The organism is Chloroflexota bacterium (assembly GCA_026708035.1).
Classification (GTDB): domain Bacteria; phylum Chloroflexota; class UBA11872; order UBA11872; family UBA11872; genus JAJECS01.
Map to the genome: position 1 here is coordinate 1 of JAPOVQ010000011.1, position 18,380 is coordinate 18,380.

Here is an 18,380-nt window from a genome sequence, read left to right on the forward strand (position 1 = left end):
GGCCAGAAAAAGGCCGTTGATCACTTCGCATGAGACGCACCGTCTGGGCACGGCCCGCGCTCGGTCCAAGGGCCGTCTAACAGGTTTGGCGCGCGCGTCACCTCTAATTCGCGGCACCCCCGGCGGGATTCGAACCCACGACCGTCGGCTTAGAAGGCCGGTGGTTGCCGCGAGCTAGGCTCCAAGGATTCGCGTCGGATTAATGTATCCTCCGTCGTGCCTCACTTCGAAGTGCAGATGTGGACCCGTCGACGCGCCCGAGCTTCCCAGTCCGCCTATGGCGTCGCCTCGGTGAACCGCCATTCCAATGGTCATTCCGTAGCCACTTGACGTGCCCGGCTGGAGATGCGCGTAGAGCGTCTGCCAGCCACTGCCATGGTCCAGAACGATGAAATGTCCGTAACCGTCAGGATCCCAGCCGATCCTGGTGATCACGCCATCAGCGGCCGCCTGCACCAGCGTGCCGAGTTGAGCTGCAATGTCGATGCCCCAGTGAGGACACATAGCTGCCGTGCAGCCTCCGTAGTGCGTGGTCATGCGCCCAACCACCGGCCAGAGCCAAGTCCGGGGAAGTTCCTCGCCGATGATCAATGAGTCGGGTTCGACCGGTTGGCGCCAATCCGACGAGCCGTGGTCAATCCCTGCCACGCTCGCGACGAGCTGTCCGAAAACCGCGGCCTGAAGCAGCGACCCAGCCAGAAGCACGACCACTGCAGGCATCAGGCCCAACACGACTGCTAGGCCGATAACGCCTACGGCCGCAGGATGCACGTCGCGCATCTCCTCACGCGTGCGCGCGACCAAGATCTGCGCCGCCATGCGTAGCCCGAGACTGACTAGGCGCCGGCCTACAGCACCGAGCCACGGCGTAGGCATCGCGATGTCCTAGTCCCGCATCGTCAGCGGCCGGGTGGTCGTCGTGGCGCCGTGCCGGCTCCACGGACAGATCGGGAGTCGCGCACCAAATTGCGGACGGCCACGTAGTGATGGACCCCACGGCCCCACACGGACTGCGGCGTGATGGCCGGCAACTGCGACATTCCGGCCATGAGCCATCGTGGGAACTGGAGCACCACCCCGAGACTCACGATCAGCATCGCGATCGACAGCAAGCTCGGCGGCTGTGCCGCGATTATTCCGAATACCACCACTAGCCCAAATACGATGGCCGCCTTTTCGAAGACCACTTGCGCGACTCGCTTCACCCACGCATCCATCAGCCCACGAGCGAACGGCAGCAGACTGAGCACCATGACGAGCGGCGCCGCCACCACCAGGACCCAGATCCAAATCAGTCGCAGCGCGAACTTCATGGCCAGCAGCACGACTTCAAGCAGGAGGATCAAATAGAGCAGCGTGCGGAATAGGGTGGTCCATAGCCCGCCGACGACGCCGCCGGTGCCCGCGGTGCCCCAGCTCCAGCGCTCGAATAGCTCGAGAGGGCTATCGCGGTCGATGACTTCGCCTCCAAGGGTCACGAACGCGTGCACCAGCAGATTGTTGAGCTGCAGCATGGCTTCGACCATGCTGAAGCTCGCCAGAGCAAACCCCACGGCCACCACCGTCTGGCCGGCGAAGGTGCGCAGATCGACCGGCGCCCCCATGAACACCTTGTAGAGCGCGAAGCCGACGAAGATCACCACCACCAAGGAGATCAGCGGTGTCCGCGCGTTCAACGCCAGATCGCGCGTGCGGTCCCACATGGCGCGGAGTGCCTGGTTGGCCTTGGAAGGGACGTAGAAGTCCTTGAGGGGCGTACCGCCCGGCACGGCGGCAAACGCGCGGTCCATCGCACCGCCCGGGTTCGGCTCGATACTGTCCGGTACGGTCAGCATCCAGCGCCATGCCCAGGCCAAGGGGGCGTGCAGCGCCTGGATCAGCGAGGCGGTGGCGCCAAGACCCGCCGTCGCCGCGACGGATCCGGGATCGCGCCACACCGGTGGAAACAGTGAGGTTAGGGTCTCTCGGAGCATTTCACCCAGGCGGTCTGCCAAGGGCTCGGATAGGTCATCGGCGATATCGCCCGCCGAGTCGGATGAGACCGTCTCGCCGGGCGTAGTCGTTTCGGCGGTCGCAGGCGTGTCGGCCAACACCGGTGCCGGCAAGCAACAGACGAGCACCGTCGCCAGACCGAGCACGGCCGAGACGAGCCACCGGCGCATCGAGGCTGCTAGGCGCCGGGTTTTGGCGCGGCACCGGCACGACGGCGCGCGCCGACCGCATCCACCCGGAACGCCGGTGTCTCCAGCGCCACTCGGTCGCCAGCGCCAATGAGCGCCAACCCCTGACCGCGACGCGCCCGCGCGAGGATGGCGAGCTCTTCGTTGCTCAGGGCAAAGGCCTCGCGCAACGCCCGCTCGTGCGTCGGATGCTGGCGGAACAGCAGAGTCGCGGCGCAGTTCGCGAGGATCGCACGCGCCTTCGGCTCTTCGACGAGGTCGGAGACATCCTGCGACACCAGCACAAGCATGGTTTGCATCGCCCGCGCCGTCTTGGCCAATTCAAGGAGGAAGTCGGCACCCTGCTCGCAGCTGAGCAGCGTCCACGCCTCGTCCACCACGATCACGCGCCGCCGGTGCTCGCGATCCATCCAGTTCCGGAGATGGAGCAGGATCACGTAGTACACCAGCGGCAGAATCTCGGCTTGATCGGCTCGCTGATCGCGCAGGGCAAACACCGTGCAGTCGTTACTCAGATCGACGTTGGTCGGACGATTGAATAGCTCGGCCAACTGCCCGCTCGTAAAGCGCTCCAGCCGCTCCAGAAGATCGCGAGCGGCTTGGCCGTACATGGCGTCGTGGCCATATCGATCCTCGATTAGCCTCACGAAGTCGGATGTGGTGGGCGGCGACCGGCCGTAGGTCGACGGATCGGCTGCCTCGATATGGCGTTTTCGGAATGTGGGCTCAATGGCGTTGTCGATGATGGTTCGCTGCTGCTCGCTGAGACCCCCGAGGGCAAGCCGCCAGAATCCGCGCAGGCCGCTCGCCACCCGTGCGAAGCCGCGGGCGTCGCTCACGCCGGCTAGGTCCCAGACGTTGATGGCCTGCGACGAGGCCATCGCCGGTTTGAGCACCTGCCCGTTGCAGACCCGGGCGAGGGCACCGTATTCATTCTTGGGATCGAGGACAGTCAGGCTGGCCCCTGAGAGCCACAGCCCGAAGGCGATCTGCTTGGCACAGTGGCTCTTGCCGCCGCCGCTCTGTCCCAAGACCGCCAGATGGGGATTCTCGTGGCGTTCGGCAAAGGGATCGATGATGACCGGGGCATGGCCGTGACCGCCACCCACCGTCGTGCCCAGGAAGATGCCACCGGACTCCGCGAGACCCGGCGCATGAAAGGGAACCGCGGCCGCTAGCGGGCCGGTGGTCAGTCCACGCCAGCGGCCGAGGCGATCCTCTGCCAACGGCAGCAGGCTGTGCAGGCCTTCTTGCTGGTAGCCGACCACGCGAGAGGCCAGCATTCCGTGTCCCGCGAGCTCCGCCTCTACGTCCTGCGTGGCCTGTTCAAGGGTTTCCGCATTGTCCGCAGCAACGCCGATTACCAGCGAGATGCGAACGTAGCGCTCGCGGGCCCGGAAGGCCTCGTGGACGTCTTCGAGGTCTTCCAGCCGCTGACGCGAGGCGCGGGCGGCCACGGGGTTCAATTCTTCGCCAGCTGCTACCTCACTCAGCAGCTCGCGCTCGGTGCTGGACAGACGACGGCGAATCGTGCGGTCGTCGACCGGCGAGACGAAGAGCGCCAGGTCGAGGTCGTGCTTCAGCGTGGCGAACCAGCGCAGCCAGCCGGCGTCGACTTCCCGCGGGTAGCTACGCAGCGCCAGGGTGCGTAGATGGCGGGCCTGCGGCCCCGGACCCTGGACAACCAGATGGTCCGGTTGGCACGCGATCCACTCTGGAAAGGGATCCGCAAGGTCAAAGCCGAAACGCGTGACCGGGAGCGCCCCGCTCCGGTATTTGGTTCGGCCACCGGACCCGTTCGCCTTCAGCGCATCCTGCACCTTCTGCACGGGAGCAGTCGCCGATCGAAAGAGGCCTTCGACCAACTCAATGAGGTCAAGGCCTTCGAGAGGCCGACTGCTGATGCCGGCTCGCGCTAGGCCCTCGCGAACCAATCGCACCCGCGCCTCGAGCGCGCCGGAATTCACCACGCCGTGGTCGGAGGACGGACGCCTCGACCACCATGGACGTGAGCGCGACGACTGGCCGTGCGCCAGCAATACAAAGCACCGCACCTGTCGCATGTGCCAACGACCGTGGGCGACGCGCACGGCCTCGGCATATGTCGTTGGCCGTCGAGAGTCGTCGTCTCCCTCGCCGGCCGCCACGCCGAGCAGGCGGTTTCGCAGGTCGAGCTTGTCGTCCCACGTCAACGACCAACGGCGGGCTGCGTCGGACAAATGGGTGGCCGGATCAAACGCGCGGTTGCGCAGCACGATCTGGACCGGACACGGGAGACTCGTCAGCAGCTGTGCCAGCCCGGAAACGGCAGATGCCATTTGCGACTCGGCAAGCAGCTCGAGATTGAGCGGCCGAACTTCGAGCGCGGCCACCAGCGCGCCGTCGGTCCGCAGAATCCCCTGCTGCCCAATCCCACGCACGCCTAATGGCAACGGTGGCTGGTCGTACGGACCGATATCGAGATCCTGCGAGCCCCGGGGCTGGGGCTTACCTCGTGATGGAGCGGGCGATGGGCTATCCGTCGACACGGAATCCCCAGCCGTGCCGGACGACGGTGGCCGACGCTTGATCCTGCAAGTCCAGGCGATAGAGCGGATCGGGGATTCGCAGACATCGTGTTTCCCGCAGCGGCGGCCGGTGCCGGGCGACGAGACGCGGACGGAGCCAGAATCGACCCAGTGCCATGAGGTGTCGGTCGAGCGGTTGATCATCGACCCGCACCCGCATGAGTGACCATCCGAGCAACACCGGAAGCGCGAGGGCGAACCCCACCAGCGGGCCGAGACCGAGCCAAGGCACCAGGACGGCGATCAGCCCGAGCTCGAACCCACCCAAGACCAGCAGCCAGAGCAGCTCGCGATTGGTCAGGCGAAAGCCACCCAGAGGCCAGCGGGCCGGCACATTCTCAAGATCCTCCGGGATGACGAAGCGCAGGGGCGAGGCCGGCGACGTCACGTCCTGCCACCCATCGTGTCAACCAGAAACTCCACTGCGGCCTGCAGCAGCCCGAAGTTGAACGCCATCACCAGCCCATAGACCACCAGCGCCTGCATGGCAAAGCGGCGAGCCTCGAGCTGCGCCTCGACGCTATTCGAGGTCCAAGCGGCAATCGCCTTCCAGCCAATTGCCGCCGCCACTGCCAGGCTGGCAATCGCGGCCAGAAAGCCCTTGAGGGACTCCACCGCAAAAGTGATTGGGTCGGTCGTCTGCGCAAACGCGGGCACGGCCGGCAATAGCATCAAGGCCAACAGGGTGATCACCAGGCATGCGCGTCGACCTGTGCTCACGGCTGCACCTCGCACGCCGCCTCGGGCACGGAGGCAAAACTCCGCACGACGCGGCGCAGCACGGCTCGCAGTCCGCCGGGGCCGCTTCCAGGATGCGGGGGCCTCGACTGCATGAGCCCCAGGCGCTCGGCCACCTCGTCGATGGCCGAGCGAAAGGCCTCGAGCTCGTCGATCATCCAACTGTGCGGAAGCTCGCCGCGGCTCTGCGCCACCGCGACGTAGGGGTGCGCGTCCGGGATCACTCCGATGACGGGGATCTCGAACCCCACGCCCTCGGCGATCAGTTTGGCGATCTCCGAGACGCGGCGGCGATCGCCGCGTCGGACGCGGTTCAGCAACAGGAACAGCCGGTCCTCAGGCAGGAATTCCGGCCCGATGTCGCGGCGGACCATCGAGATATCGCGAATGGCGTTGACGACATCGGCCTGTGCCGGAGTGACCACGTAGAGAATGCGATCCGCCCGCGCCAGCGGCTGGAACCGCCAGTGGCCGTATTCGGTGGGAAGGGTGACCACGACGGCCCCATACGGAAAGTCGCGTGCCGTCACCAGCAGCTCGCGGATCAGATTCGGCTCTTCGCGCTCGAAGCGCGCGTTCCACTGCGCGGCTAGGTGGTCATCGGCCAGGCCGACCATCACATGGAAGTTGCGGAATCTCTGCAGACCCGCCTGAAACCCCTCGCGATTGGGCTGGCGCAGAAACGCCGCGATCCCGGGAGAGGCTTCGACGCCACAGTAGGCCGCCAGGTCGTCCTTCGGATCTCCTCCGACGAGCAGAACCGGCACGTTGCGCTCGGCGATGGCCCAGGCCAGGTTGGAGGCGAGGGTGTCCTTGCCAATCCCTCCCTTCCGCGCCGTGAGGCAGACGATCGATCGCCCCGCCGGCGGCACCGCCAAGCGCTCCGCCAATTGCTCGGCGGCGGCCGTTTCCTGCTGTCGAGCACGCTGCTGCTCGGCTCGAGTGGCGCAACCGAGCGCCCAGGCTCGCCCGATTACCTCGGCGGCGTCGACGGGCCGATAGTGCACGGCATCGACGGCTGGCAAGCGCTCTAGGTCGTCGTTCATGCCGTCGTGCCAAACCTCGATGAGCACTATTGCGCGCCTGCCCTGCGCTTGAAGATTGGTTAGAAAGGCAAGCAAGCCGTTGTCGGCATCCTCGGGAAAGAGCTCCGCTCCGACGATCACCACGTCAGGCTGGCTCGCTGCCACGTGGGCTGCAGCATCCGCGCCGTTGGTAGAGAGACCCGCGAGCTCAAATTGGTCGGCCGGCCGCTGGGCCATTGCGGCGCGCACCTCCTGGATCTCGGCCGCCCGCAGCAGGCACAGGTGCACCCGGATCGGCAGGCTGGTTCCTTGATCGTTCACGACCGGGTCGGGCTCCTTCGCTCACGCAGGGCGGCGGCGTCGGGGAGGCGCGACGCCGCCGCCGGCGTGCGGGTGCGCGCCAATTGCGCGCTGAGATCAATCGAGAAGCGCGCGAAGGGTTCTGGAATCCAGGATTCCGTAATCATGGCGGTCAGGGGGACTCCCGCGGATCGAGTGGACGACGCGTTCGTCGCGCGATCCGATCGGCCTAAGCGTCCATGAATCCAGGCACGCGGGACCGTGCCGTGGCGTTGCTCGCCACACCTGTTGCCTGCACGCCGACCGACCCAACCGTCCCGTGTATCTCCCAACAGAGTCGGGATTTGGGTCGAGCACCGGTCTAGCGAACTAGTCCGCGCCGTGCGGCGATCAGACAGGCCTCGGCTCGATTCCGGGCGCCGAGCTTGCGGTAGATCACCGTGAGAGCCTTGTCCACGGTGTTGACGGCGATATGCAATTGGTCCGCGATCTCACGCGACGTCAGGCCACGAGCGCCGGCCGAGATGATCTCGGTCTGGCGCGGAGTGAGATCTTCCAGGGCGGCATCAGGTTGCTCGCCGGCAGGCGCGCATGCGTTGAAGAAGGCATCGCGCACGGACTGCCCGATGGTGACGTGCCCCGCGGCGGCGCCCCCTACGACCTCGTGCACTTCCTGCGATGGAGCCGTGGCGGCCAGCAGGCCGTCGGGCCTCGTCAGCAGCGTGTCCCACAGGCGCTGCTTGCTGTGAAGTGCCACAACTACTCGGGTGGCCGGGTAGCGGGTCCGGATCGAAATCGCCCGTTGCAATAGCCGGGTACGGGTGGCCTGCGCCTCGGACACTGTCACCACGACGTCAATGCGGCACCTTGCGCACGCGACGACCGCCGCGTCGGCATGATGCACAACCCCGACCACCTCGATCGACGGCTGACCCTCCAACTGGCATCGAACGCTGTCGGACGTGACCGGATCCGCGGCCAGCACGAGGACACGCACGCGGCGTGTCCTGCCACCAAATGCGCCAGATACTGGTGCCGGAGAGACTGACGGCAGTCTTCGGGTGGACCCTGCCGGCCAGTCTCGTGCGTGAGTTGACATCGCAGATCAGATCACTATGATGGTGATTGATCATCGTAGTGACGGCTGGGAGGCCCCGTCAATACTATTGTGTCTGTAGTTCACAATAGTGAGTCACAGTCCGGGGACCTGGACGACATGTCCTTGCGCATGCGCTATCTGTTCGCCACTGTTCGCAAGTCCGATGACACCGCCTACACCGTCGATGAGGTCGCGCGCGGAACCGGCGTCTCCCTGACCTACCTCCGCAACATGCTGGCCGGACGCCAGGACAATCCCAGCCGCAAGGTCATCGCTGCAATTGCCCGGTTCTTTTGCGTCTCCCCCGCCTACTTCTTCGAATCGGATAGCGAGATCAACTCGGAGTCTGAGGCGCCAGCATCGGAGATCGAAGTCGCGCTTCGATCTGCCGATCGTCTGGGGCCTGAAGGCCGGCAAATCTTGCTTGACATGATTCGACTCGCCCAACGGATTGTGGGGCAGCGCAGTCTGGACACGTGAACGCGCTGCTCGAGGCGCGGACGTTGCTTCGCGAGCTAGGCCTCAGCGGCCGCCGATTCGACCACGATCTACTCCTAGAGCGGCTTGAAGCGCGCCTTGGGCTCGTCATCGACGCCGTCCCCGACACTCGGCTGCCCGCCGGCGGCATCTCCGGCGCCCGCATCACGATCGATGGATCCCACGTCGTGTTTTATCCAGCCCGTGACTCCCGGCATCAGCAGTTCGCCATCATCTGCCACGAGTGTGCCCATCTACTTCTGAAACATCGCAGTCGCTCCGTCGGCGAAATGTTCGCCGGAACCGATCCCCCGTCTCCCGATGACGAGTTGGCCGCCGAAGCGCTCGGGGCCGCCCTCACACACTTCGCCAATCAACCAGAGTGGCTGCGGTCACTCGTTCAAGGCTCGGCTTCGGCCGAGTCCCGTCGCCTGCCGATGCCAATCGGCACGTGGATTCGCAAATGCTTTCGGCCCCTTGGTCCCGCCCGGTAGGCCCGCGGATAGTCTCGATAACACGTGTCGCTGACTTAGCCAGAGTTGCGATGCGTCGTCGGGTGGCGGACGTTGGGGCGAGGTAGTGCCAGTTCCAACGAGTCCAACTGCGTCTCCCGCTGATTGGCGACGGCGTCCATCGAGACTGACATCGCGGCCCGGCGGCTCGCCGCAGAGTTCGGGGCGTCCGCCTCACTCGACGTACACTTAGTCCCAAAGGCCAACCGCTTCCAGCAAACGCAGAATACGCACGGGCATGGTGGTCGCCGGAACGAGGCTCCGCCCTGATCCCTCCCGGTCCTGGACCATTCAACCGAATCCGTCTTGACCCTGCACCACCGACACACAGGTGACCTCAGGCTTGATCACGGTGGCTCAACACGCGGCGCAGCGCGTCGACCTCCTCCCAGGCAGCAAATTGCTGCTCGACTGCTGCCAACGCGCTTGCTGTACACGCCGAGCGTTCTTCGCGGGGATCCCAGAGATTCACGCTTCCGATAAAGATGTCCGTGACCTTGAGCAATCTGGCGGCCCGAGTCTGTGGGTCGTCGCTCGCCGCCTCCCTTAGCAATCCGAACGTGTCCGACGGCACACATACCGTGCGACCAACCAAGGGATGCAGGCTCTGGCCGTGGGCACATTCCTGAATGGGACTTCGGCCGTCCGTGGAGCCGATCTGCATGCCATCGGGCGTACGCAGCTCAAAGTCGGTATGCAAGAGCGTTGCGGCCAGGCGGAGGTTCGCCAACTCATCAAAGCCGTAGCCCTGCACTCGAGCGGCCTGCTCGGCAAGCGCAATAAGGGCACTCCGCCAGCCTAGATCTCGAGCCTGCGCCACGTCGCTCTTGGTCTGCAGGGCAAAGGCGATCGCGAAGCCGCGCGCTTCCGTTGCGTCAATGCGGGCTGCGAGCGTCAGTAGAGGCTCCGGCGTTACGAGGGCCAGCACAAACAGCACGCAGAATCCGAACAGCGCCACGGAAAGTACGTGCTCGGCCACAGCGCGCTGAAACCGCGCCACTCCAGCTGCACGCCCACGAAAAGCAGCGCCTTGATGCCAGCACAAGCGAGAGCCGCCGCCACCACCGCATGCAGCAGTCGGAGGCACATGAGTTGTGGCAACGTGAGTTCGGTCCGGGCGCGGCATCGCCCGAGTTCGCGCAGGCTGCCACCGGTCGCCGCAACGTAGGTGAAGTACAGAACCAGTCCCAGCCAGACCTCCCAGTTCGACTGTTCCCGACGCTCAACGACGGCGCCGTGTCCCGGCAACCACCAGACGAGAAGTCCTGCCGCCAGGGCCGCCAGCATGATCGACGGCCGTGCGCGCTTCCATATCCCAAAGCGAGTGACGCCGAGGGACACGACGAGAATGACCACGACATTGCCGAGATTCACCAGCAGTCGGCGAATGTCCGCGTCGCCCCCCACCGCTTCCAGCAATGGCCAGACTGCCTCGGTCACGGCCGTAGCGGCCCATGCGCAGCAGCCAGCCAGCGCCAACCATTGGTCGCACGTCCGACGACCGTGGCGAATCCGGCAGATCACGACCACAGCACCAAGGACGGCGCACGTCGCCTGCAACAGATGCCAGAGCACCGTCGGTGGCACCTTCACATCCACCCGTCAGGGCCGCGGTCGGGGCAACCAGAACGTGGCGTCGCAGGCCCAACAGTCAACGCTCATTCCCACAAGGGCGGCTGAACTGCGACTCGACAATCGTCCGCGTCGTTCAGGTCGGGCCGAATCTAGGTGCATTCGTGCAGCGGCATGCGGGCCGAGGCTTCGGCTTTATCGTAGGTCTGGGATCGAAGGAGGAGCAGATGCGCCTCGACCGCACATCGAACCGTCGGGCGATCTGCGCCCACGGCAGGCCGGACTGCTCCTTGAACCGCTCCGGGCGCTGAAGGAAGTCAGCGGGGACCGCGCGGGCTCTTCTGTGCGCTGTCGCGGCCCTAGCATGGCCTCCCTCAGGATTTCGTGGACTCCTTTCAGCCGGAGCTTTGCCTCGTCTGATCTTCCATCCCACGCACGTTGGTTCGGGATCCGCCACCCGCCCCCCACGGCTGCGGAGTGTTCCATCCTGGTGAGGTAGGCCAATCTCGCCCAAACATCCATTTATGCGGGCGTTTTCGCGTTACCTGGACTGCGGTCTTCTCTCCCGGAATAGCCGGAGCGAATTGCAGGTAGTAGTCAGTCTCTCCGTCCTGCTTGGCCGCCAAGTTTACGTAGTGGCATCCCGCGTCGAGAGTGGTGCTAAGCCACTCAATGGGTTGGTCGGTGTTGGGCTTCTTGGGAGGGCCGGACACGGCTACCTAGTTGCCGTCCGCATCCTCCACTTAGGCCAGGAGGTCGATAGTCTGGTCCCGCACCCCCAGGCCCAGCACGTAGCGATCGTCGGCGGTGATGGTGAAGGAGTCCGCCCCGGCGTCGTTGGCCTTATCCAGGAAGTAGCCCGGGAAGGACAGTCGCCCATGAGACGGAGACTGGGCACCCAGGGACACCGCGCCCGCACGAGTCCCGTCCGGATCCTGTCCACGTCGGCCACGGAGACATTCACCATCGCAGAGCCGCTGCCGCCGGTGCCGTCGTCGGCCTGCACGGTGATGGTGTAGGAGGATGTGCCCGGCAGTCTAGTCTGGCGGCCATAGCACCCGTCCCGGTGCCCCAATTCACGCCGAACTTTCCGTGGCCATTCCCCGCCGTGGCCAAAACTGTCAGCGTTTACTTATCAGCACCGGCAGCCGATACGCTAACCACAGAATAGCCAAACGAGGCATCCTCCGCCACATAGAAGCCGCAGATTCAACTGCCGAATACAGGGAGCGTGGGCAGCGTCCCCAGCCCAAAGCGAACATGGAAGTCCGTCGCCCCGTCCTCCATCGTCTCCTCCCGGATGTAGTAGATCCCAGCGTCAATGGACGTCTTCAGCCACTCAATGTTCAGGCTCAATTTGACGTCCACCCGTAGGCCTGACTTGACCACGATGTTCCCGTCAACATCCATCGGTCAGCAGTTCAGATTGCTGTTCTGGCCCCACACCCTCAAGTCTAGAGTGTAACGAACGCCGGTGATGAAGGCGCAGTAGCCCATTTGATTCCTCGTTAGCCCGCTCCCGAGATTTGCTACTCCGTTGTCCGGGGCTCCGGATGTCCAGGGACACCACCCCAGCGCGGTGCCGTCCGGGACCCGAGGCATGTGGGGACATTCAGTGGCTACTATCCTTGGCTGGTGTAGGCCACATGGCATTTCCAGCTGCTCCAAAGATCACAGGCAACAGTACATCCACAATAGCATCTTTGATGAGGCCAAGATGGTCACCAATCTCTAGATCCAGCGCCAGGATGGAGACTCAACTGTGCAATAGAAGTATGGTTACATCTACGGTGGCGTAAAAGGCTACACTAGCTTCCCAGTATCATTGGGTGAGTTGCTCCCTATCGATAGCCCTATTCTCTTTGAGCTTGCAACGGTGTTGAATCCCAACGCCATCACAAACGCACTGACCATCAGAATGTCGAGGTAGAACCAGATGTTCTCCGGGTCGTAGACAAGACTTACAGCGGGTTGATGACAAAATATGCCTCCGCCGTGACAGGTATCCCCATTAGCTAGGCCTCCATCAATCGGTACAACGTTACAACCTCCGCTTTAGGATCTAGGCATTCCTATACGTCATGGCACTGAATCCCATATATCAGCCGTTCTGGCAACCGTTGTGCAGGGCCGTCAAGGCGCGTCCGTCCAAGACTGACACGAATGGTCCGTTTGGTCATCTGACTCGACTTCCATGTGCACTCCTTGATTCTCAGTCGTTACCTTTCAGCAACCGTATGGCTGCATCCCCCTGTGAAGGTGAACTCGACCATTATATCCCTCGTGCCTGTCTGCTAGTGTTGCCAAAGCCATCGATGACTCAGCCAGATCCCACGCCGACGACTCTGGACAGTAGATGCATGAGTTTTCCCCTCACAGGCGATTCGCGAGCGGAACCAATTTGCCCGGGAATTGCTGCAAGACCAGTCATGTCGGATGCAGCCACAAATTCTTGGCCAACCTGCGTCACGCAGGCAATTTGGTCAAGGGATTCGGACATCGCCAGTTTCCTTCTAAAGGCGTGGCTTCCCCGCGTCCGCCGTCTGCCGATCCTGCGCTTCGCCCTCCGTCAGGCAGTAGCCCACGCGAGCCTTGTTGAAGGCGTGGACGGGCAAATTGGCCTTGTCACCTAGCATTGGGCGCCGCCTGCTAACGATGTTGCGCACTGGCCCCGTGTCGCGCGACTCTCCCAGGCCTGAATCCCATTGCAGCAGCTGGTCGTAGTGCAGCCACCTACCGACATAGTCCGACGAGCTCGGCCGGCGTCCGGCACTCAGTGGCCGTCACGCTCTGCCACTGTGAATGGGCATAGGGTGTAGTCGGTGGCTAGGTCGCCCAGCGCGTAGGGTTCGGTGACCTCGGCATGATCGGGGGTGCCACGGCGACTGCGGCGCTTCGAGGGTGCGGCTATACCGTGGCCGCGGAGGAGTTGGGCGAGGAGGACGTTAGCTGCCTCTTCGCAGATGGTTTCGGAGTCGTGCTTCCTAACCACCATCGCCAATTGCACCGCCGCTGAGAGCTCCTGGAACCGTGATCAGCGGGATACCGTAGTTGGAACAGAAGTGTTCGCCGCCACGCCCAATGCGTTCACGACCTCTTTGATCCGAGTCAGGCTTGCCGACGCGTAGTCCGTCGCCTCGTACCGCTGTATCTGCTGCTCCTTCAGGCTGAGTCGCTCCGCTAAGTCTCTCTGGCTCAAGCCTTACGAGATGCGAGCCTTGACCAGAGTGGCCGGCAACTTGGCGACGACGTTCAGGTCCTCGATCTCGAAGTTGCCAGCCTTTAGGGACTCATACTCGCTCAATTGTTCCTGAAGGTCTGCCAGCTGGCGTCGCACGGCGTCCTCCCGCGCCCTGGCGATGAGAGGGTGCGCCCGCTCGGGTTCCCCAGAGCGCTGCGTCAAGCCGGCAAGGGTCTCCGAGAACCGCTACGCCTGACTCTTGGTGATCCGGTACTGCCGTTCGTTCTTGATCATGCGAGGCCTCCCAGGTCTATGGCGACGATCCCTTTGGGCTTCCCGGTTTCCCTGTCTGACTAAGTGAACTCGAGAAACGACAGGCCGTCTGCGTCAGCGATGACCGAGGCTGGAAAAAGCGAGTCCCGATACTTCGCCTTCTGGGTGGCTCGCCCCGGATCGAAGGTCAGGAGCACGGAATCGAGGGCCGCCGGATCGACGCCAGCCCCGGCCCAGCAGGCGTCGTAGTCGTTGGGCCTCGTCGTGCCCGTCACGAAGCTCCCATCGACTTAGGCGGTCCGGCAGCCCGCGCCCTTCAAGTTCTCCAGCGCGGCCTCCAAGGAGTGTTCCGAACCCATACTGCAACTCCCCCCAGCTAGCCCAGTGCACGCCGGGCGGAAGGAGTCCGTCGGCACCTAACTGGGAAATCACTCTTGGACAGCGACATCATTGTGTAGAAGGTGCGTCACGCGTCGAGCAGTCGTCGTATTTCTGCTGCCGTGCCACCGACCGGGCAGCGTCTCCAGCCCGTGTCCTCCATCGACCCACCAGGCTAGAGGAAATTGAGGGCTTTCGCCCTGCGATTCTGCGTGGCGCTGCAACCCCGGACATCCATTGCGCGTTGTCGACACCGTAGGCCGATGTCCGAACGGCCGCCAAAAAGGCACAATTGGCGCACCCAGAAGCGCGAGCTACGGTGCCGTTGGGTGGCCAATGACGACCACCTAGAGGAAGGAGGCTCCCATGCCTCACGTACTCACCCGCACACGGGCCGTGGTCGGCGGCGGAATTATGGCGGTGCTCCTCTTGGCCTGTTTCGGCGCGCAGTTCGCGCGCAAGCGGCATACCTCGCTCCGGCACACCCCGGAGGATCGATAGCGGGTCGCCAAGACATCCCTCACGGGCGCCGGACACCTAGTCGTCGTGCTGGCGCTCGCGGTGACTGCCGCGGCACTCTCCGTCAACGCGGCAATGGCGGTGCTCCAACATCGCCAGACCGCCGAGGTGACGGAGCTACCCGCCGGCGGACCCATCGAGGAGCCGGCAGTGGGCGCGTTCCAGGTCACGAGTGAGATCACCGAGATCTCGGTCGAACGAGCCATGGAAGCCGGCGACGAGTCCGGCCCTCCCATCGAAGGATTCGAGACACCCGTTGTAATTGAAGGCCAAGGCACGACGCCTATGGCCGCCACTCTCGATCCTGGTCTATGGATCGCGGAAGTCAGATTCTTCGACTACACCTCACCAACGCTGGGCACGATCCCGGGCGTGAACATCAGGTCCCGGGAGGGGATGGGTGGCATGCGCTGGAGCTCGAGCGGAAGCGCAACGTCCTGGGCCGCGCTCCACGTTGGCGGCTGGATCCCCACGCAGATCCCCGGCTTTACGCCAGGCGCGGTGATCGTGAACGTCGACGCCATCCCCGAGGACGTGCAGTGGCTCGTGCGCTTCAGGCGTCTTGGCGAACTCGAGAGGCCCGACGGCGCCCTCAATTGGAGTGATGTGAGGCGCTGATGTCGGCTGAGTCATCCGCACCGCCTGGCGTCGTCAATCGGAGTGGGATGACGAGCCGTGGCGGCAGCCTTGGCGGTGCCGACCGGCAACCGAGGCGCCGGGCCGGTGGGATGGCCACCCGCCGGCCCGGGCGCGACGAACGACAAGGAGATTCACCATGAAGCGACGATTTCTCACAGCGACGGTCCTGATGGTCGTCGGGATCTGGCTGGCGGCGACGGCCGTGGCCAGCGCGGGAATCGCTGGGTAGCCATGGTCAGCCTGGGACCCCTCGAAGTACTGATCATCATCTTGCTCGCCCTGCCGATCGTGGCCCTGGTGGTAGGCACCGCAGCTGCGGCACGGTACCTCTACCTCAGTTGGCGCAGGCCCGACCGAAAGTGAGCGACCGATGAGTCAGCTTGGCCGGCTTGAACGGCTCGCTTGGCTGACCATCGGGTTCGTGATCGCCGGGTGCCTCGTGTGGCAGACCGTCAGCGGTGAGCTATCTCGCCGTCAGACGCGCGAATTCATGGAGATGTCCCTGCACGCCAGCATGGGCGACGAGATTGTCGTTTCCGAGGTCGTTCGTGAAGTCCCGGTCGAGGTGCTTCGCGAAGTCCCCGTCGAGCGGGTTCCGGTTCGGGCGATCCCGGGCAGCGACGAGATCGTCACCAGCAAGGTCACGAACATTGTGCCTCCAGACGTGACGGACCCGACGCCGCCAGACCTCTGCGAATCCGTCGACCTGACGGGCGTCGGTTTTGGCAATGAGGTCCGCGACCTTGCGCCCGGCGTCTACACCGCCACGATCCACGGCGACACTTTTGCCCTCGACGTCACCATGGAGTCCGTCGACGGGCGTAGCCGGTTCAACTGGGGACGTACGGCGTCGGTGTCGTCAGCGGTGGGCGATCACGCCGATGCAGCGCTATTCGTGGGCCCCACGCGCATCACCGTGAGTCCGCCCGGTCCCGATGTGCGCTGGGGAATCGTGATCGAGCGCCTCGATTCCGAGAGCGACGCGACGCCGATCAGGGTCGAGGTCGTCGGCGACGAGGCGGCGATCGCGGACCTGTCGCCGGGCCTCTGGCGGGTGGACCTGGTGTGGACATCCGGGGACCGGCCAGCCAACTGGGTGTGGGACGCCAGCATCGAGTCGGTGGCGGGATTCGGCGGCGGGCCATGGGGTGGCGGGTGCACCGTGATTCACGTGGGGCCCAGTGCCAATCAGCCCTTTTCCGGAATTCGCCTGGATCCCGGCGAGGTGGCGGTCACCGCCAACGTGCCGCCGGACTTCACCTGGGCGGTGGCGTTCACGCCGTTTCCCACCGGCGCCGATGATGACGGCGAGTGTCTCTGGTGACTCCAGCCGCCCGGTGCTGGCGGCAACTGCGCCAAGCCCTGAGACCCAACCAAAGGAGCTGACGACATGACAATCCTCAACCGCGTCGGGCGAGTCCTGGTCGTGTTTTCCCTCGTGGTCATCGCCATCGCGCTGTCCGTGAATGCGGCGTTCTTGGTGCTCCAGTACCAACAGTCGGAGGCGTTCTTCGGGAGCGCCTCGGACAGGGCGGTGTACACCTCGGATGGCGGAATACGAACGGAGTCGACCACGACCATCACGCAGACGTCCATCCATATCAGCGGGCATGGCTCCGAGCCGTCGGAGCCGGTCGAGCTGCTATCGGAGGGCCTGTGGATCGTGAGCGTTCGCTTCGCCGACTATGAGCCGCCCGAGGTCGGGAACATCCCCACCGTCAATCTCAACAGCGTCAGCAGCACGGGCGGCGCGGGATGGTCGGGAGATTGGTGGAATCACATTTACGTCTCCGCTGACAAGGATTGGGGGGAAGAGCGGGCGCCGATTCAGTGGATTGCCACCTTCACGCCCGGTGAAGTCGTGTTACATATTTCCGACCTGCCGGACGACGTCGGGTGGTATGCAGATTTCGAGCGGATCGGTGAGCTTCAGCCGGAGGAGTGAATCGCCAGCCATGGGGCGGTCGGCGGTCGTCAGCCTCCTTCGCAGGGGGCAGTCCGCAGCTCAGCCGTCGGCTGCTCCGCCATTGAGGGACTGAGAGAGTGACATGAGCGATCGGTGGGCGCGGATCGTGGTGCTGTTGATGTTTCTCATCGCCCTGGCCCTGGTCTGGCAGACCGTGCGGAGGGAGATGCTGTATTGGGGCGTACAAGTCTCGAGTGGGAGCAGCCCGCCGGTCGACTTGTCGGCGATGTTTTCGGAAGTTACGGTGTCCGATCTCGAAGACCTGGTCGTGATCGAGGTCATACTGGTCGACGGCCTCGGACGCGAGGAGCGGCCCGTGACCTTGGCGGCCGGTATCTGGCGGGCGACCACGGAGACCTTCGGCACCACCATCAATGAGACGCAGATAATCGGCACCGGTGAGAAGGACAGCAGGCTCGGGTGGCCGAGTGACGCGTCGCGTCCGGCGTATTTCGAGGTCGGCAACTACCCCGATCCCGGTTCCACGCTCTACGGCCGTGAGTTCATCATTCGAACCAACGCGCTTTCGGACGACCATCCGTGGTCGGTGACGTTGGAGCGGTTTGGGTGGCGCTAGCGGTGCTGGGCCCATAGCCGTTTCGGTTGCAGTTGCTCTCGTTGGCCGAGTGGCTGCTCAGCGTGCTAACCCTGCTCGGACCCTTAGTCCAACGGCACCTGCCGCCGCCGAATTGCACGGAGACTAAACAGCAGCGGTAGCCGCGTATGCGCCTGCGCTTCGATCATGCGTGCCCGGTCTCATCCAGCCGGCTGCCCAGCCCCGGCTGCCCGGCATCGAGTAGCGCGTGCAGGTCCGCTTGCAGCGTATGGCTGGGGATTCGGATCCACCGACCGATGCGGATGTGTCGGATTAGCCCGGCATGACACATGCGGCGGATCCGTCACTCGTGGAGCTGCCAGAGATCGGCCACCTGCTTGACGGTGAGCAATCGCAGC

19 protein-coding genes are annotated in these 18,380 nt (G+C 64.3%); 5 read left to right on the forward strand and 14 right to left on the reverse strand.

Annotation, left to right across the window (positions count from 1 at the left end; all coding sequences use genetic code 11):
* Nucleotides 1–174: 174 nt before the first annotated feature.
* The 7 genes from OXG33_04340 to OXG33_04370 form a co-directional block, all read right to left on the reverse strand.
* A complete protein-coding gene (locus OXG33_04340) occupies nt 175–819 on the reverse strand; it encodes a M23 family metallopeptidase (protein MCY4113154.1) in 645 nt (214 codons plus the stop codon).
* Between the two features lie 80 nt (nt 820–899).
* The gene (locus OXG33_04345) at nt 900–2,162 is read right to left on the reverse strand and encodes a hypothetical protein (GenBank protein ID MCY4113155.1); all 1,263 of its coding nucleotides are present in this window, start codon (nt 2,160–2,162) and stop codon (nt 900–902) included.
* An 8-nt stretch (nt 2,163–2,170) separates the two neighbouring features.
* On the reverse strand, nt 2,171–4,612 hold the full coding sequence (locus tag OXG33_04350) for an ATP-binding protein (protein ID MCY4113156.1): 2,442 nt from the start codon (nt 4,610–4,612) through the stop codon (nt 2,171–2,173).
* 82 nt (nt 4,613–4,694) lie between these two features.
* The gene (locus OXG33_04355) at nt 4,695–5,135 is read right to left on the reverse strand and encodes a hypothetical protein (protein ID MCY4113157.1); all 441 of its coding nucleotides are present in this window, start codon (nt 5,133–5,135) and stop codon (nt 4,695–4,697) included.
* Nucleotides 5,132–5,467, reverse strand: coding sequence for a hypothetical protein (locus OXG33_04360; GenBank protein MCY4113158.1), 336 nt, complete (start codon nt 5,465–5,467; stop codon nt 5,132–5,134). Before OXG33_04360 ends, OXG33_04355 begins: the two co-directional genes overlap by 4 nt.
* Nucleotides 5,464–6,831, reverse strand: coding sequence for an AAA family ATPase (locus OXG33_04365; GenBank protein ID MCY4113159.1), 1,368 nt, complete (start codon nt 6,829–6,831; stop codon nt 5,464–5,466). Before OXG33_04365 ends, OXG33_04360 begins: the two co-directional genes overlap by 4 nt.
* Nucleotides 6,832–7,171: 340 nt before the next feature.
* Nucleotides 7,172–7,795 (reverse strand): response regulator transcription factor, encoded by a 624-nt coding sequence (locus tag OXG33_04370; protein ID MCY4113160.1) that lies wholly within the window; start codon nt 7,793–7,795, stop codon nt 7,172–7,174.
* Nucleotides 7,796–8,026: 231 nt separating this feature from the next.
* Between OXG33_04370 and OXG33_04375 the strand changes: the two genes are divergently transcribed.
* Nucleotides 8,027–8,389, forward strand: coding sequence for a helix-turn-helix transcriptional regulator (locus OXG33_04375; protein MCY4113161.1), 363 nt, complete (start codon nt 8,027–8,029; stop codon nt 8,387–8,389).
* A 74-nt stretch (nt 8,390–8,463) separates the two neighbouring features.
* On the opposite strand, the gene OXG33_04380 is transcribed toward OXG33_04375, so the two are convergent.
* From OXG33_04380 to OXG33_04410, 7 genes are all read right to left on the reverse strand, one after another.
* Nucleotides 8,464–8,640 (reverse strand): hypothetical protein, encoded by a 177-nt coding sequence (locus OXG33_04380; protein ID MCY4113162.1) that lies wholly within the window; start codon nt 8,638–8,640, stop codon nt 8,464–8,466.
* Nucleotides 8,641–9,235: 595 nt separating this feature from the next.
* A complete protein-coding gene (locus OXG33_04385) occupies nt 9,236–9,856 on the reverse strand; it encodes a hypothetical protein (protein MCY4113163.1) in 621 nt (206 codons plus the stop codon).
* Nucleotides 9,811–10,338, reverse strand: coding sequence for a hypothetical protein (locus OXG33_04390; protein ID MCY4113164.1), 528 nt, complete (start codon nt 10,336–10,338; stop codon nt 9,811–9,813). The genes OXG33_04385 and OXG33_04390 overlap by 46 nt, the downstream gene beginning before the upstream one ends.
* Before the next feature lie 875 nt (nt 10,339–11,213).
* Entirely contained in the window at nt 11,214–11,378 is a 165-nt protein-coding gene (locus OXG33_04395) for a hypothetical protein (GenBank protein ID MCY4113165.1), read from the reverse strand.
* A 301-nt stretch (nt 11,379–11,679) separates the two neighbouring features.
* Complete coding sequence (locus tag OXG33_04400) at nt 11,680–11,826, reverse strand: hypothetical protein (GenBank protein MCY4113166.1); 147 nt, start codon at nt 11,824–11,826, stop codon at nt 11,680–11,682.
* A 1,846-nt stretch (nt 11,827–13,672) separates the two neighbouring features.
* A complete protein-coding gene (locus OXG33_04405) occupies nt 13,673–13,807 on the reverse strand; it encodes a hypothetical protein (protein MCY4113167.1) in 135 nt (44 codons plus the stop codon).
* Between the two features lie 197 nt (nt 13,808–14,004).
* Entirely contained in the window at nt 14,005–14,199 is a 195-nt protein-coding gene (locus tag OXG33_04410; protein MCY4113168.1) for a hypothetical protein, read from the reverse strand.
* Between the two features lie 664 nt (nt 14,200–14,863).
* Here OXG33_04410 and OXG33_04415 point away from each other — a divergent pair.
* From OXG33_04415 to OXG33_04430, 4 genes are all read left to right on the forward strand, one after another.
* On the forward strand, nt 14,864–15,439 hold the full coding sequence (locus OXG33_04415) for a hypothetical protein (GenBank protein MCY4113169.1): 576 nt from the start codon (nt 14,864–14,866) through the stop codon (nt 15,437–15,439).
* A gap of 391 nt (nt 15,440–15,830) precedes the next feature.
* Complete coding sequence (locus tag OXG33_04420; protein ID MCY4113170.1) at nt 15,831–16,784, forward strand: hypothetical protein; 954 nt, start codon at nt 15,831–15,833, stop codon at nt 16,782–16,784.
* 66 nt (nt 16,785–16,850) lie between these two features.
* A complete protein-coding gene (locus OXG33_04425; GenBank protein ID MCY4113171.1) occupies nt 16,851–17,405 on the forward strand; it encodes a hypothetical protein in 555 nt (184 codons plus the stop codon).
* 103 nt (nt 17,406–17,508) lie between these two features.
* Nucleotides 17,509–18,003, forward strand: coding sequence for a hypothetical protein (locus OXG33_04430; protein ID MCY4113172.1), 495 nt, complete (start codon nt 17,509–17,511; stop codon nt 18,001–18,003).
* Nucleotides 18,004–18,380: the final 377 nt, after the last annotated feature.